We start from the raw sequence: 16,136 nt of genomic DNA on the forward strand, positions 1-16,136 counted from the left end.
CCATAAGACGACTGCTCAATGCTCATGGTCTCCTGCCTGCTGGGTTCCATCCAATTGCTTTACGACGGCACCCTAACCCGACCCTATTGCGGAATTCGACGATTGGTCACAAGCAGTGAGCCCACGGTCACTAGCAGCATCGCGAAGGCTGCGATCAGATAGGGCCTCGGATTCTCGGCCCGCTTGAGTTCGTAACCGATGTCATCCTCCAGCGAGCCATATGCATCCCGGAGCTGCTCGAGGGAACCTGCGCTGAAGAACTCACCTTTTGTTCGACGTGCGATTTCTCGCAGCGAATCGTCGTCGTTAGGCACTGGAATTAACTCGCCCTGAACCGTGATTGCGCCTTGCGCGGTACCGAACGAAATCGTGTTGACAGGCACCCCGGCCTTGGCGGCTTCGGCGGCGGCGGTATACGCGCCGCGGGGATCGTCGAGCTCTTGCGGGACGGTCTGTTTGCCGTCGGAAAGCAGCACAATTGTCGCTGGTGGGGGGCCTTCTCCCCCGCCCTGGACCGAGTCGCTGAACTGAGTGATGGCATCGAGCGCGGCAGCGATGGCATCACCGGTAGCAGTCGCCTGATCTAACTCAGCAGCCTGAAGGGCTCGATTCACGGTGTCATGGTTGGTAGTCGGGCTGACCGCAGTGCGAGCGCGGCCAGAGAACGTCACCAGGCCGATATTGAGGTCGTCGGGAAGGTTCTCCACGAACTCTTGGCCGGCTTCTTTAGCAGCAGTGATGCGGTCGGGCACAACATCCGTGGCCGACATGGACAGCGAAACGTCGACCACCAACATGACCGTCGCTCGGTTGCGGGCGACTTTGGTCTCCGAAATCGGACCGGCCAATGAAATGATGACCAGAACTAGAGACAACAGCGCACTGATAGCCACGACATGGCGTAGGCGTGCCGACGACTTATTCCCCAGTGACCCAACGATGGTGAAGTTGCCAAAGGCAATGGCACGTTGCTTTCGCTGCTTAGTGCTGATCCAATAGGCCACGGCTGCCACGAGAGGCAGAGCGAGCGCGAGCAGCCAACCTGGGTGCGCAAAAGTTGAGTTTAGGAACGTCATCGCGGTATCACTTTCCTCACATCCAGTCGCCTAAACAGTCGCGTATAAACCAGTGGCTATAACCGGTTAGTCGGTGGCCTAAAAATAGCACTAACAAGCGGTTACTCAGACGCTAATGTTGGCCAATTTGTCGGGCAAAATCCAGTACCCAATCGGAATCCGTACGCAAGGTAATAACGCGAGCACGGCATTTGCGCAGTTCGTTGATTACACGCTCATGGTGGGCACTAGCCTGAGCTGCGTACTCGGCGCGGGTTTTGTCGTTGATGTTGAGTTCAATGGTTTCACCAGTTGCTGAATCCGCCATGACCACCGGGCCATCGCCGGGTAAGGCTTCATCGGCTGGATCGACCAGGCGGATTGCCATAATCTCTGTCGAGGCCGAGGCAACGCGCAGCGGTCGCGCCCAATCGAGTGATCCAAGGAAGTCCGAGATGATAACCAATAACCCAGCGCGCGGAGCCTGGGTCATTACTGTGTCAATATCCGCGGCGAGATTGTGCTCAGCGGTCGCGTCAGCCAAGTGCTTGAGCAGCATCAAGCTGTGGGCACGGCCCTGGCCCGCGGGCACTGGAGTGCCACCGGCGATTAATCCAGTTCGGGAACCCGGGGCGTCGTTAAGCATCGTTACAGCGCCGGCAGCGGCGGTGAGCAGATGTCGTTTGGTGGCATCGGCCAAGCCCGTGGACAGACGTGCGGCGGGTTCGGCGACGATCCAGCACTCCAGCTCGCGCTCGGCCTCGGAGGTGCGAACGTGCGGCACTCCAGTACGGGCTGTCACTGCCCAGTTCATCTGGCGAACGTCATCGCCGATGACATATTCGCGGGAGCCAAGCGGCTCAGAGCCATCTCCAGTAGCGGTGGAAAGAAAGCTGCCGCGCAAAAGTCCGTTGAGCTTACGCGTAACAGTTAGCTCTAAGTACGCCAGGACGCGTGCAAGATCGTCTTCCCGAGCTGACATTAGGAGGCAGTGCCCTCATCGGAGCCAGTGCCCGCGCCCTGGGGAAGGCGCACGTGAGACAACACGATGTCAATAATCCGTTCGGGAGTAACGCCATCGGCCAGGCCCTCATAGGACAGGACCAGGCGGTGACGCAGCACGTCGGGAAGCACGGAGACCACATCGTCCGGCACGACATAGTCGCGACCGGAAAACAGCGCGTGGGCGCGGGCAGCCGCGACAGCACCAAGAGTCGCACGCGGCGATGCGCCATAGGAAAGCCAGCGGTCGACATCCTTCAATTCCGCCCGCATCGGATTACGGGTGAGTTCGATGACGGCCACGATGTAGTCAATCAGTGTGTGGTGGACAAAGACTTCGCGGGTAGCGCGCTGCAGTTCCCGGACACTCTCTGGGGTGAGAATCTGCTGCGCGACTGGAGGAGTGGCTCCCATGCGGTAGACAATCTCCCGCTCTTCCGCCGGAGTGGGGTAACCCACGAGGACCTTGAATAGAAAACGGTCCCGCTGAGCCTCCGGCAGTGGGTAGACACCCTGGTTTTCAATTGGGTTTTGCGTGGCCAGGACCAAAAACGGCTCCGGTACTGGCGTCGACTCCCCTGCGATGGACACCTGGTGCTCTGCCATGACTTCCAGCAGTGCCGACTGCACCTTCGCCGGTGCGCGGTTGATTTCATCAGCGAGCACGATATTTGACATGACCGGGCCGGGCTCGACGATGAACTCCGAGGTGTCCTGGCGGAAAATTCGGGTGCCGACAATATCCGATGGCACCAAATCCGGAGTGAACTGGATGCGGGAGTAGGAACCACCCATCACTTTGGCAAAAGTAGACACTGCCAGAGTTTTCGCAACACCCGGAACACCTTCGAGCAGGACATGACCTCCTGCGAGCATCGCGATAAAGAGCTGCTTGATCAGGTGCTCCTGGCCAACCACAACCTTCCCCAGCTCCGCGTATGCGCGCTCGAGGTCCGTGTGGTCAGTGGGCGTTGGGTAGGTCACAGAGAAACCCTTCTTTAGGTCGGTCGCCCGACCTGTAGAACACGTCGTTAGAAACTAGACGAGGCGGACAACGTTCGGTGTCATTCCGTTATAACGGACTGGCGAGATCTTAACCACAGAACCGGACTGTGGTGCCTCAATCATCTTGCCATCGCCCAGGTAGATAGCGACGTGGCCGTGACCATTCGGGCCCCAGAACAGCAGGTCACCACGCTTCATCTGAGATGCCGGGTAGTGCTTTCCGCGCTGGTACTGGTAGCCGGTGTAGTGAGGTAGGTCAATGCCAACAGCGGCGTAGGCGTACAGAGTCAGTCCCGAGCAGTCGAAACCAATCTTGTTGTAGTCGCCGTGGGAGTCAGCTACTCCGCCGTCACGGATACCCTTGGTCGGGCCGTTGGCGTTGCCACCGCCCCATGCGTATGGGACACCGAGCTGCCCCATCGCGCGTGCGATGACAGTCTCAACCTTCTGGCTGGAAGAACCCGAGGTGCTCTGACCGGTCTCCGGATTCGTCGGCGCCACAGTCTGTGCTGGGGTGCCGCTTGACGACGCGCTGCCGGTGCTAGACGATTCCGAAGTCTCGGTGGACTCAGAGGAGCCGGTAGATTCGGTCGTCTCAGAGGAACTGGTGGAGCCAGTCGAGCCAGTGGAGCTGTTAGAACCAGTAGAACCAGTGGAGCTGTTAGAACCAGTGGAGCTATTGCTTTCATCTGTGGACTCAGAAGAGGAATCCTCTTCGGTCTGGTTCGCCTGGGCCTCGGCACGAGTCTTAGCTGCAGCTTCCTCAGCGGCCTTCTTGGCAGCGGCGTCTTCCGCTTCCTTGCGGGCCTGCTCGTTCTCATAATTCTGGCGCTGGGAGTTCAGCTCGTTGACCGCATTACGGGCTGCGTCCAAAGATGCTTTTGCGGCATCGCGGTCAACTTGAGCCTGCTGGTAATCTGCTTGTTCCTTTTGAAGCTCCTGGTTTGCCTCGGAGTACGCGTTCTGAGCATCGGTGTTTCGCTGGTTTGCAGTCGCCTCCGCCTGCTGAGCCTCGTCACTCTTCTTGCGAAGTGCCGACTCCTGGTTGGCAGCCTCAGTTCGATTCTTGTCCAGAGAGTCAACGGTCTGCTCTTGACGGTCGGCTTCGCGGCGCAAGGCGGACAGGCGATTAATAGCGTCGGATGCGTCTCGCGCGCCCTCAAGAATCGAGCCGCTGGAACGTCCCTGGCGCATGATTGTCCGTGCCAGTTCGTCGAACTGCTTTTGTGCACTAGCGAGCTCAGCACGAGAACGGTCGAGCTGAGCGCGAGCCTCGTTGACCGCGTCGCGTGCACGGTTAGCGGCATCCCGGGCGTTTTCAAGGTCCACCATGGCCTTGTTGACGTCCTCGCGGAGAGTGCCCATGCGTAGCTCGAGGTCAGATACTCGGCGCTCGCTAGAAGTCACCTCGGCGACCAGGGACTGCAAGTACGACTCGGCGTTAGAGGCCGCCTCGCGCGCTTGGCGAATCTGGGCGTCACTCGGATTTAGTGGCTGTGCAACTGCAACCTGGGTGTTCGTCGCCAAAAGACCCGCCGTGATAATACCGGCAATTGGACGAGTCCAATATGATGCACGGACTTTGCGATTACTCGGCACCGCGTTACTCCTACATTTCTCCTATGGGTGCGTTCACGCCTCAGGTCCGACACCAGCGACTTCCCCATCGTTGGATATCTTCCTGTTGTTGTCTTCTGGTCTTGAGCGGAACTGCACGAAACGTCGAACCGAAACAACGACCAAAAGCAACACCAGCGCTCCCGCGAGTTTTCTTTGGTCAATACTGGACCCTTGAGTCCACTATTGGCATCACAGAGCACTTTACGGGTCAAAAAGCTCTAAAAAAACATAAGTAACAAAATTACCAACCGTCCCCTACTTTGTAACCTTTTCGTTATACGTCGTGGCCTGCGATTATGTCGGACCCTAGTTTTCTGTGTGAATTATGTCACTATTCGATGGTCTGTCGGCGTGCCGAAGCATTCCGGGTAGTTATCCGGGGTAATGGACATGAAAAAAGGTCAAGCGTTGGTGCTTGACCTATGTAAAGTCGTTGACATCATTACGATGACTGCAACAGTGTTATCCAATTTAGGCGGAGCCTGGTTTCTTCGCTGCTACCAGTTTGTGGGGCACTTACCCTATCTCTGGCTTGGGGATGGAAAACCGGGGCGATGAATCTACTCGGTGGGGCTGACAAGGTTCAGTGCCCGTCGTAAAGCGACCCCTTAGGTGGTTGGGCGTGTACGTAGCCAGTAGAACGTCAGTCCAACGAAGAGTGCGACGATAACTACGCCTGCGATCAGGCTGTAAAGAGTCCATGGAACGACGTAGTTAGTAAGTTCGTGCAAGTAGGCATCTAGGCCCGCCGGATAGTCTCGAGGGGTCTCCATCATTGCGTGGTCGGCGCGTTCAATAGCTGCGCGGGGAAAATCGGCAGATGCGGTGGCCACATTGCCTGGCGTGCGCACAACAGTGGTTCCGCCGACTTGGTCTGCCACTTGGCGGGCAAAGGAAAAGATGTCCGTATTCTTTTGCTCGGAAACGGGGTAAATCTTCTCGCTATCCAGGTAGATGATATTGAAATTGGGAACCCCCCGATTTGCGGCATCGTCGACAATTGGCTGGACCGCTTCTCGGAGCTGTGGGTTATTTGTCACGATGTTGTCGGTGCGTAGCTGAGCGACCGCCTTTTCGACGGTTTCTTTCGCTGCCTGTGAATCTGCTGGCGTATGCATTAACTGCCTTCCGTATCGTGCTCCTGTTTTGCGTGAGAATGGTTTCCACGCGCCCCAATTTGGCGGAGATACTGCTTCGTTTGTCCTATCTATAATGGCCTGTCTTGGATGTGAACGGGGGTAGCTTGACTCGGCGCGCCGCGGGTAATCTACATACAGAACGTTCGTACTGTTATTGTTGATGCAAGGACGGTAACGCTTCCTTAAAAACGTGTGTGTGGGCTCGTGTGCCCCGCGTCGTGATTATTGCTTTAATTGGTTGATAAGGGGCGGCGTGATCGCACCTATGCCTTGTGGAGGGCCGAAATTCGAGTGCCGGTCTCTTCAGTTAAGGCGACAATTCACCCGAATAGAAATGGAGCTGACTGTGGCTGAAAGCAAGAACTCTTTCAACGCCCTGCGCAAGCTTGAGGTCGGAGACAAGTCCTACGACTACTTCGCTCTTGATGCCGTGCCGGGTATGGAGAAGCTGCCTTACTCGTTGAAGGTTCTCGGTGAGAACCTGCTGCGCAACGAAGATGGCGCCAACATCACTGAGGAGCACATCAAGGCTGTCGCCAACTGGGTTCCTTCCGCTGATCCGTCGATCGAGATTCAGTTCACCCCTGCTCGCGTTATTATGCAGGACTTCACTGGCGTCGCCTGTGTTGTTGACCTGGCTACCATGCGTGAGGCTGTTAAGACTCTCGGCGGCGACCCGGATCAGGTTAACCCGCTGAATCCGGCCGAGATGGTCATCGACCACTCGGTCATCATCGAGGCCTTCGGTAGCGAAGACGCTCTGGCTAAGAACGTCGAGATTGAGTACCAGCGCAATGATGAGCGCTACAAGTTCCTCCGCTGGGGTACTGGCGCATTCTCCAACTTCCGCGTTGTTCCTCCGGGAACCGGTATTGTCCACCAGGTCAACATCGAGTACCTGGCTCGCGTTGTCTTCGAGAACAACGGCCTGGCATACCCGGACACCTGTGTTGGTACTGACTCCCACACGACCATGCAGAACGGCCTGGGCATCCTGGGCTGGGGTGTCGGTGGTATTGAGGCTGAGGCTGCAATGCTTGGCCAGCCGATTTCCATGCTCATTCCGCGCGTCGTTGGCTTTAAGCTGACTGGCGACATTCAGCCGGGCGTTACCGCAACCGACGTTGTGCTCACTGTCACCGACATGCTGCGCCAGCACGGTGTCGTCGGCAAGTTCGTAGAGTTCTACGGCGCTGGCGTTTCCAAGCTGCCGCTGGCCAACCGTGCGACCATCGGTAACATGTCGCCGGAGTTCGGTTCCACCGCCGCAATCTTCCCGATTGACGATGAGACCGTCAAGTACCTGGCCCTGACTGGTCGCGACAAGGAGACCCTGGAGCGCGTCGAGGCTTACGCCAAGGCTCAGGGCATGTGGTTGGACGAGAACACTCCGGAGGCTGAGTACTCCGAGTACCTCGAGCTGGACCTGTCCACCGTCGTTCCGTCCATCGCTGGTCCAAAGCGTCCGCAGGACCGCATCGAGCTGGCTTCCGCCAAGGAACAGTTCCGTAAGGACCTGCACAACTACTCCGACGGCGAGATCAAGGGCACTGTCAAGGCTTCCGCACCGACTTCCGAGCTGGCTGCAGACTACAACGAGTCCCGCGAGGGTCACGGCGAGTCCGCTGCTGACAGCGCTGAAGGTCGCCCGAGCTCCCCAATTACCGTCACTTCCCCGAAGGGCGGCGAGTACACGCTCGACCACGGTATGGTCGCCATCGCTTCCATCACTTCTTGTACCAACACCTCCAACCCGTCGGTCATGGTTGGCGCTGGTCTGTTGGCGCGTAAGGCTGTCGAGAAGGGCCTGCATACAAAGCCGTGGGTCAAGACCATTTGTGCTCCGGGTTCCCAGGTTGTCAACGGCTACTTCAAGCGCGCTGACCTGTGGAAGGACCTCGAGGCTCTGGGCTTCTACCTGTCCGGCTTCGGTTGTGCAACCTGTATCGGTAACTCCGGTCCGCTGCCGGCTGAGATTTCCTCCGCCATCAACGAGGCCGACCTGGCTGCTACCGCAGTTCTGTCCGGTAACCGTAACTTCGAAGGCCGTATCTCCCCTGACGTGAAGATGAACTACCTGGCCTCCCCGATCCTGGTTATCGCTTACGCTATTGCCGGTACCATGGACTTCGACTTCGAGACCGACGCTCTGGGTCAGGACGCAGAGGGCAACGACATCTTCCTGCGTGATATTTGGCCGTCCACTGAAGAGATTGAGGCCACCATCGAGGCTTCCATCTCCTCCGAGCTCTACGACGAGGACTACAAGGACGTCTTTGCTGGTGACGAGCGTTGGCAGAACCTGCCGACCCCGGAGGGTAAGACCTTCGCTTGGGACGACAAGTCCTCCTACATCCGCAAGGCACCGTACTTTGACGAGATGGAAATGGAGCCGGCACCAGTTTCCGACATCAAGGGTGCTCGCGTCCTCGCAGCTCTGGGTGACTCGGTGACCACCGACCACATTTCCCCGGCATCCTCCATTAAGCCGGGCACCCCGGCTGCTCAGTACCTCGACTCCATGGGCGTTGAGCGCAAGGACTACAACTCCTTGGGTTCCCGTCGTGGTAACCACGAGGTCATGGTTCGCGGTACCTTCGCTAACATCCGTCTGCAGAACCAGCTGCTTGACGGCGTCACCGGTGGTTACACTCGCGACTTCACCCAGGAGGGTGGCCCGCAGGCATTCATCTACGACGCTGCCATGAACTACAAGGAGGCTGGCACTCCGCTGGTCGTTGTTGGTGGTAAGGAATACGGCACCGGTTCCTCCCGTGACTGGGCAGCTAAGGGTACCCTGCTGCTGGGCGTCAAGGCTGTCATCGCTGAGTCCTTCGAGCGTATTCACCGCTCGAACCTCATCGGTATGGGCGTTGTCCCGCTGCAGTTCCCGGAGGGTGAGTCTTGGAAGTCCCTGGGCATCGATGGCACTGAGACCTTCGACATTGCCGGTCTGGAGGAGCTCAACAACGGCTCCATTCCGAAGAACGTCAAGGTCACTGTTACCAAGGAAAACGGCGAGTCCTTCGACTTCGACGCTGTTGTCCGCATCGATACCCCTGGTGAGGCTGACTACTACCGCCACGGCGGTATTCTGCAGTTCGTCCTGCGCAACATGATCAAGGGCAACTAATCTCCCTTTGACTCGTGCGTGCTAGGGCTTATTGCAAGCAGCGCTTCTAGAGGCCGGTAGGTCGCGCTAGCCCGCGGATTCATACCCCACGGACTAGCGCCCTGCCGGCCTCGGGTTTCTCTACCCCAAACAAAATGAGGCTTGGGAAGTATAGGAATGGCGTTGCCACGTCATGCAGTGAAATATGCCCCCTGGGTGTCGCCGGCAAGAAAAGAGTTTCCTTATGCCAAAAGTGAGTAACCAGGATTTAGCTCAGCGGCGGCACGAAATTCTCGACGGCGCGCGGCAGTGCTTTGCAGAATTCGGCTACGACGGCGCAACGGTTTCTCGTTTAGAGGCCACTACCGGTAAGTCTCGCGGTGCTATTTTCCATCACTTCGGATCCAAAGAAGGTCTGTTCTTAGCATTGGCCGAAGAAGATGCCGCAAATATGGCGGAAGTCGCGGAGTCTTCCGGATTAGTGGAAGTAATGCGTGATATCGTGGCGAACCCAGACAAGCATGGCTGGCTGGGAACTCGCCTTGAGATTGCCCGTCGCCTTCGCAGCGACCCGGAGTTTAAGGGCCAATGGTTGGGCCATCAGGATCAATTGGATGACGCTGTTGCCCACCGATTGACCCAGACATCTTCATCCGGCTCTCTACGGTCGGATTATTCGGTTCGCACGATGCAGCTTTTTCTCGAGCTGATGCTCGATGGCATCATCGTTCGTCTGGCATCTGGTCGCACTGTCGACGAATTGGATTCCGTGCTTGATTTAGTTGAAGACAGCTTACGGCGCAAGGACTAGCCACTCAGGCTAGGCCTGAAAGTGTTCCGTACCACCCGCTCCCCTAAAACGGGAGCGGGTTTCGGCTTTCTATCGTGGATTTATCCCGTTTGACCGGTGAAGATGCATAGATTTGACTCAATATGGACTAAGCTGTCTATTTATGAGTGTGGGTAAGTTTTTGTTGGTGGCGCTCCGCCCAGCAGATGGTGCGGGGCAAGCCGAGTACCAGGACTTTCTGGATTCCACCGGGCTTGAGCCCAGCCAGTTGGATCTGTTTACCATCGACGCTGTCGGCGCTAAGTTGCCCGACCTGACCTCCTATGACGGAGTATTCGTCGGTGGCAGCCCATTTAACGTCACCGACCTAGAGCATTCGGGTCTGCAGAAGTATTCGCACGATGTGCTTTACGACGTACTTAGGAGTCCTGTCCCCGCACTGCTTATCTGCTACGGCGCTAGCTACACGGCCTTTACTTCGGGTGGTTTGGTTAACCTGCGTCACGGCGAAGTAGCGGGTTCTACCCGGGTAGAGCTCACCGAAGCTGCTACTCGGGATCCAATAGCTTCGGTGTTACCTCCGGCTTTTTATGCGTTAACTGGCCACAAGGAATCCGTTGCGGAACTTCCCAATCACGCAACTTTGCTTGCCACAGGCCCAACCTGTCCGGTGCAGATGTACTCGATTGGGTCGAATAACTGGGTTACCCAATTTCATCCAGAGATGAATGCTAACGGACTGCTCCGCAGAATGTCTTTCTACACTGACGTCGGTTACTTTGACCCGGAGGAAGTCGACGCGATTCGGCTAAAGGTATCTGATGTAAACCTCCAGGCCGTTGCGTCAATCATCCCCCGATTTATGCACGTATGTACGCATGCTGCCAATCCGAGCATGCTAATGGTGCAGTAATCTCTGTCCCTTCCAGCTCCCTTTTTTACGAAATTCTTTTCCCACAGATGTTTACCTCCGCCAAGCCCTTCCTCTTGCTTTCCACACGTGGCGAAGATGCCGCAGCTCACGCAGAACATCTCTCATTTGCCAGGAGATGTGGGTTGGCGCCGGCGAAGTTGCATCAAATTCGCCTGGAACAATCGCGTCCGGCCAATCTAAATCTTGATAACTACTCAGGAGTAATCGTTGGCGGAGGTCCCTTTAACGCCTCCGACGACGATAAGAGCTATCTACAAAAGGAGGTCGAGACCTGGTTTGAGGATTTGCTGGCAGAAGTACTCGAGCGAGATTTCCCCTTCTTCGGAGCTTGTTATGGTGTCGGCCTGCTCGGTACTGCTGGTCATGGACGGGTCTCCCGCAAGCACGGGGAGCAGGCAGCTGTAATCGAAGTAGCTGCAACGCCGGATGGAGAAACAGACCCAATTCTTGAAGGTTTGCCAGCCCGTTTTCACGCCATCGTAGGCCACAAGGAGGCCATCGAAGAGCTTCCTGGCGACGCTACATTGCTGGCAACTGGAAAGGACTGTCCAGTGCAGATGTTCCGGTTGGGCCACAATGCATATGCGACGCAGTTCCACCCGGAATTAGATGCCAACACGTTTGCCCAGCGTCTCCTGATTTACGCCAATCAGGGATACTATTTACCAGGAACAGATCTTGAAGCGGTATCGGCCGCGCGGCGGTTGGATGTTGCACGAAGTGGACGAATTCTTCAGAATTTCGTCCGGCTTCATACCGCTTGTAGAGCCTGATTAGTTTTATCTAGTGGCAATAAGCAAAAGGAATGTGATTGTCGCATGGAGAGGTGGAATCCCGATTCGGCACTTGCCGGACAGTCACCATCAATTGAAATGTCTGTGCTGCGATCCGGTGCGATTATTATTGCCGTCACCGGATTTTTGTGGCAGATTGAATCGGCTATTCGTTCTGTCCCCTTAGAAAACTTTCTGAGCCACTGGTTCCCTTTTGCATCACTACTCATATTCATTCTCAGCGATATGTTGCTGATTTGGGCAGTGATCAACAATACGCGGCGAGGCCTTATTGCCGCACTGCGTGTACCGATGTACATCATGTTGGTTTTCCTGATGTTAGTTTCAACCTATTGGGATCTGCCTCATAACTCCATTGGAAATGCACTCTGGTATAGCCCATTTTCAGGTTTGGCCCTCGCTGCATTTGCGCTGACAGTGCCACTCCACATCAGTTTGTCCGTGATGGTATTTGTTCCCGGACTTATTGCCGTCATTAATTCATGGTTGCTGGGGCACACTTTTTGGCTCGACATGTTGTCGGATGTCGGATTCAATCTCATCAACACTTTTCCATTTGTGATTATCGCGGGCTCTGCACAACCCGTCGCAAGGCTTATTGACTACACCTACGAGAATTCTCGGAAGGTCAATGAGAGAGCAGAGCGTATGCGTGTCCGCGGAGAGGCAATGAGTAGCTTCAACGCCTATGTTCATGACTATGTATTGGCCGCACTGTCTGCAATTGGTAAGGGCTCTAAGATTGACTTCTCGCTAGACGAGCAGACTGGGCTGTTTTTCTCGCCTCGGCAAACAGTAAGCGGTCGAACTTTTGCGGAGGCTGTACGGGCGCAATTGCTGTCGGTGAGCTCTGACATTTCGGTAACGCTAGATACCAGCGAAGAAGGCGGTCCAGTTCGTCTCCCAGGAGAAGTTGCTAACACGTTCCTATTAGCTGCAACTGAGGTGGCAAATAATGCCAAGCGTCATGCAGGTACCACGGCGGAAAAGAAGTGCCACATTCGTGTTGCCTCTGGAGAGGTCTCCATTGATTTCCGTGATGATGGCAGCGGGTTCGACCCCGAAGGAATTGACTCGCATCGTGCAGGTATTCGATTAAGCGTTAAAGGTCGAATGGAGGCCCTTCGTGGCGGAGATGCCGACGTTAAATCAAAACCTGGGAAGGGTACTCAGGTTATTCTCAAATGGCACGGTAATACCTCTCCTGTGGAAGAGGAAGATGTAGTCGATTCCTCGGCTCATACGACATCGCTGTATGACCTCATGGGAATGTCGATTGTTTTTTCCTGGCAGTTCTACGGCGCGATTGTCGGCGTGTTGTTCATGGTCCTAGTCAGTAATGGGCAATTATTTACGACGGCAGGACAAATCAGCCTGGCGTTAGCGATCGGTCTTCTCGGGCTGATTATGTATGGTCGCCATTCGCAATTGCCGTTGAATCGCGCATTTGTAATTGGTGTCGCAATTGTTGTATTAGCTGGGGTTGGGCTTTACCAGCCCATTCCAAACAATTTGGAATGGTCGTATTTCTGGCACTTTAGCTTAATTTCTTTTGCGTCTGCATTGCTCGCCATCCGCGGCCGACCCTGGGTTGCACTGAATTCAGTGCTCGGTGGCGCAATCCTGGTGGAGATACTCAAGTTCTTCCCCTTTTCCCCCTCGGATTCCACCCACATCAGTATCTCTGGAGTCGACCTGCTAGTTCGCTCCGTGATGCTGGTCGCTGGAATTTTGACGTCCATCATGGTCCGCTTCTTTATGCGTACCGTTCCGCAGTCTATTCAGGATTATAATCGTGCGCTGTACGCTGCCGGTGCTGCCAAAGAGTACGAAATCAGCAGCCAGAGCAACTACGAATGGCTGCAGCGTCGGGTCGGTCCCATATTTAGCGCCGCTGCAGTTTTGGATAAACCGACCCCGCGATTGCAGTTGCGTGCGCGTCTCACAGAGCAGCTCCTCCGAGACGTTCTACGTTCGCCGCATCTAAATGTCGGGTCACTTCACCAAGCTGTTTGGGACGCGCGGGCCAGAGGCGTTCATGTCCGGCTCCTCGATGACCGCAATCACACGCAGGCCGTTTCCGGTAGCACCGATGTGCGCCGTATTCCGCTTGTCGACGATGATTCCGCGGTGGCTAAGTTGATGCCGAGCTTCCTTGAAGCTATCGATAACGCCGAAGAAGGATCGGTAACAATTCGTCTATTGCCCCCGGGCAGACGTGCATTTGCATCCATTTCTGATGACAATGGAGTGCAAAGGTTTGATGAAGCCGGTGAGAGGATAGTGATGTCACGTGACTAGGGAGAACATTGCGGGAATGAGCAATGCTTCCATCGACGTCTCGGCTGCAATTGACTCCGACAACATCGGAGATTACAGCGTGCAGTCGGATCGTTTGCTTCGCGTTGCTGCGATTGATGATCATGCCTTGACGCTGCAGGGGCTCGAAACCCTGCTGTCTGCAGAGCCAGACTTTGAGCTCGTCGGCTGTTATCAAACTGTGCCGGCACTACTGGCTGATGTGGGCACCGATCATCGCCTGGATGTGGTCGTGCTGGATCTGCGGCTGGCGGATAATTCAGATCCAGCGCAGAACGTGCTCTCGCTGGAATTGGTCACCGACCACGTGCTCATTCTCTCGTCAGCTGAAAGCCCATACCTTGTCCGAAAGGCAGTGCGTACCGGAGTGATGGGGGTTGTTCAGAAATCGGAAACCCCGGAGACAGTCGTGTCTGCGGTCCGGCTGGCGGCGCTTGGCAAGGGCGCGCTGACTACGGAATGGGCATCGGTAGTGGACTCTGATCCCCTGCTCGATTCTGTCGATTTGTCAGAACGCCAGCGTGAGGTACTGGAGCTCTACGCCTCCGGCGAGTCGACGAAGCGAGTCGCGTCGATGACAGGGCTGACACCGAATACCGTGTTGGACTACTTGGGCCGCATTCGAGCCAAGTATGCGGCAGCTGGCCGGGCCGAGAACAGCCTTAACAAGTCGGAGATGTATAGGCTCGCCCAGCAGGACGGTTACCTGCCTGGGCCAATGGATCCGTCTTAAGCCAGCTCGACGATTTCCATGTAGTCGTCACTCCAGAGGTCTTCCGTGCCGTCGGGAAGCACGATGACGCGCTCGGGCTCTAACGCCTTGACCGCACCTGGATCGTGGGTAACCAGTACGACGGCCCCGGTGTATGTACGCAGTGCGTCGAGCACCTGTTCGCGGGACTGAGGGTCGAGGTTGTTAGTGGGCTCGTCGAGAAGCAGGACGTTTGCGCGGGAGCTAACCAGTGTCGCCAGCGCTAGACGTGTCTTCTCACCACCGGAGAGGGTACCCGCTGGCTGCTGCAGCTTATCGCCGGAGAACATAAAGGCACCGAGCAGGCTCCGCAGTTCCGGCTCGTTGACGTCAGGGCAGGCGTAGACGGTGTTTTCCCAGACAGTCTTGTCCGGGTCAATCGTGTCATGTTCCTGGGCGAAGTAGCCGATGCGCAGGCCGTGGCCGGAGACAATGCCGCCTTCGCCATCGGTGCGCTCCACACCGGCGAGTAGCTTCAGTAGCGTCGTCTTACCAGCACCGTTGAAACCGAGGACAACCACGCGGGAACCCTTGTCAATCGCAAGATCCACACCGGCGAAGACTTCCAACGAGCCATACATCTTGGTCAGTCCCGTGGCGTTGAGTGGAGTCTTGCCACAGGGCGCCGGCTCTGGGAAGGAAATGTGGGCGACCTTGTCCTCGACGCGGACCTCGTCGAGACTATCCATCATACGCTCAGCACGAGCCACCATCTGCTTGGCCGCACGGGCTTTCGTCGCCTTCGCACCTAGCTTCTCGGCCTGCTTGCGCAGTGCGCTGGCCTTCTTCTCCGCGTTAGCGAACTCGCGGCGACGTCGAGCCTCATCGGTCGCGCGTGCCGACAGGTAGTTCTTCCAGCCCATGTTGTACACATCAGCTTCGGCGCGCACCGCGTCGAGGAACCAGACTTTGTTACACACGGCCTCGAGCAGCTCGACATCGTGCGAGATCATAATCAAGCCGCCCTCATGCCTGCTGAGGAATTCGCGGAGCCAGGTAATCGAATCCGCATCGAGGTGGTTCGTCGGCTCGTCGAGAAGCAGTGTCGTGGCGGATTTGCCTGAGCCTTCGGTAGCGGCGAAGAGAATCTGAGCAAGTTCGACACGGCGGCGCTGACCACCCGAGAGCGTCTTCAGAGGCTGGTCGAGTACACGCTCCGGCAACCCCAGCGCGTCACAAATGCGGGCGGCCTCAGCGTTCGCCTCGTAGCCGCCGAGATCGTGGTAGCGCTCCTCGAGACGCGAAAACTTCCGAATCGCCGCATCGCGCTTCGTGTCAGTGGTCGCGGTCTCCATGATCTCCTGCTGGCGATCCATGCTCCGGCGGATTTGGTCAAGGCCTCGCGCCGACAGCACACGGTCGCGGGCCGAGATGTCGATGTTGCCTTCGCGTGAGTCCTGTGGCAGGTAACCAATCGAGCCAGAGCGCACCACGGAGCCACCGTAGGGCTCAGTTTCGCCGGAGAGGATACGCATAGTCGTCGTTTTACCAGCACCATTTCGACCGACGAGTCCAATCCGGTCTCCCGGCTGGACGCGCAGCTGCTCACCCGGCGCAGTGAGCAGGGTACGGGCGCCGACTCGGACTTCAAGGTCATGGGTCACAATCACGAACG

At 56.6% G+C, this 16,136-nt stretch carries 12 protein-coding genes; 6 read left to right on the top strand and 6 right to left on the bottom strand.

The genetic code is table 11. The features are described from left to right. Positions 1-83: 83 nt before the first annotated feature. From HMPREF2860_RS02390 to HMPREF2860_RS02410, 5 genes are all read right to left on the bottom strand, one after another. The gene (locus HMPREF2860_RS02390) at positions 84-1,076 is read right to left on the bottom strand and encodes a VWA domain-containing protein (protein WP_070628564.1); all 993 of its coding nucleotides are present in this window, start codon (positions 1,074-1,076) and stop codon (positions 84-86) included. A gap of 112 nt (positions 1,077-1,188) precedes the next feature. After that, complete coding sequence (locus tag HMPREF2860_RS02395; RefSeq protein WP_049181029.1) at positions 1,189-2,037, bottom strand: DUF58 domain-containing protein; 849 nt, start codon at positions 2,035-2,037, stop codon at positions 1,189-1,191. Further along, positions 2,037-3,041 carry an AAA family ATPase gene (locus HMPREF2860_RS02400; protein ID WP_049181028.1) on the bottom strand — a complete coding sequence of 335 codons (1,005 nt, stop codon included), beginning with the start codon at positions 3,039-3,041 and terminating at the stop codon, positions 2,037-2,039. The genes HMPREF2860_RS02395 and HMPREF2860_RS02400 overlap by 1 nt, the downstream gene beginning before the upstream one ends. A 54-nt stretch (positions 3,042-3,095) precedes the next feature. After that, on the bottom strand, positions 3,096-4,661 hold the full coding sequence (locus tag HMPREF2860_RS02405; RefSeq protein WP_070628565.1) for a DIP1281 family NlpC/P60 protein: 1,566 nt from the start codon (positions 4,659-4,661) through the stop codon (positions 3,096-3,098). Between the two features lie 629 nt (positions 4,662-5,290). Next, positions 5,291-5,800: an Rv1476 family membrane protein gene (locus HMPREF2860_RS02410; protein WP_038625409.1), complete on the bottom strand. Its 510-nt coding sequence runs from the start codon at positions 5,798-5,800 to the stop codon at positions 5,291-5,293. A gap of 367 nt (positions 5,801-6,167) precedes the next feature. Between HMPREF2860_RS02410 and acnA the strand changes: the two genes are divergently transcribed. The 6 genes from acnA to HMPREF2860_RS02440 all read left to right on the top strand — a co-directional run bounded on the left by acnA (position 6,168) and on the right by HMPREF2860_RS02440 (position 14,503). Continuing rightward, positions 6,168-8,954, top strand: a complete 2,787-nt coding sequence (gene acnA / locus HMPREF2860_RS02415) for an aconitate hydratase AcnA (RefSeq protein WP_210386743.1) — start codon at positions 6,168-6,170, stop codon at positions 8,952-8,954. Positions 8,955-9,177: 223 nt separating this feature from the next. After that, positions 9,178-9,744 carry a TetR/AcrR family transcriptional regulator gene (locus HMPREF2860_RS02420; protein WP_038625405.1) on the top strand — a complete coding sequence of 189 codons (567 nt, stop codon included), beginning with the start codon at positions 9,178-9,180 and terminating at the stop codon, positions 9,742-9,744. 142 nt (positions 9,745-9,886) lie between these two features. Then, positions 9,887-10,636, top strand: a complete 750-nt coding sequence (locus HMPREF2860_RS02425) for a glutamine amidotransferase-related protein (protein ID WP_049181092.1) — start codon at positions 9,887-9,889, stop codon at positions 10,634-10,636. A 47-nt stretch (positions 10,637-10,683) separates the two neighbouring features. Next, entirely contained in the window at positions 10,684-11,430 is a 747-nt protein-coding gene (locus tag HMPREF2860_RS02430; protein ID WP_083309496.1) for a glutamine amidotransferase, read from the top strand. A 45-nt stretch (positions 11,431-11,475) separates the two neighbouring features. Continuing rightward, entirely contained in the window at positions 11,476-13,752 is a 2,277-nt protein-coding gene (locus tag HMPREF2860_RS02435; RefSeq protein ID WP_049181025.1) for a sensor histidine kinase, read from the top strand. Next, positions 13,745-14,503 (top strand): response regulator transcription factor, encoded by a 759-nt coding sequence (locus tag HMPREF2860_RS02440; RefSeq protein WP_246818272.1) that lies wholly within the window; start codon positions 13,745-13,747, stop codon positions 14,501-14,503. Before HMPREF2860_RS02435 ends, HMPREF2860_RS02440 begins: the two co-directional genes overlap by 8 nt. Here the strand turns inward: HMPREF2860_RS02440 and HMPREF2860_RS02445 are convergent. Further along, on the bottom strand, positions 14,500-16,131 hold the full coding sequence (locus HMPREF2860_RS02445) for an ABC-F family ATP-binding cassette domain-containing protein (RefSeq protein ID WP_049181024.1): 1,632 nt from the start codon (positions 16,129-16,131) through the stop codon (positions 14,500-14,502). The genes HMPREF2860_RS02440 and HMPREF2860_RS02445 overlap by 4 nt on opposite strands. Positions 16,132-16,136: the final 5 nt, after the last annotated feature.

The sequence above is a fragment of the Corynebacterium sp. HMSC064E10 genome (assembly GCF_001812505.1).
Lineage (GTDB): Bacteria > Actinomycetota > Actinomycetes > Mycobacteriales > Mycobacteriaceae > Corynebacterium > Corynebacterium amycolatum.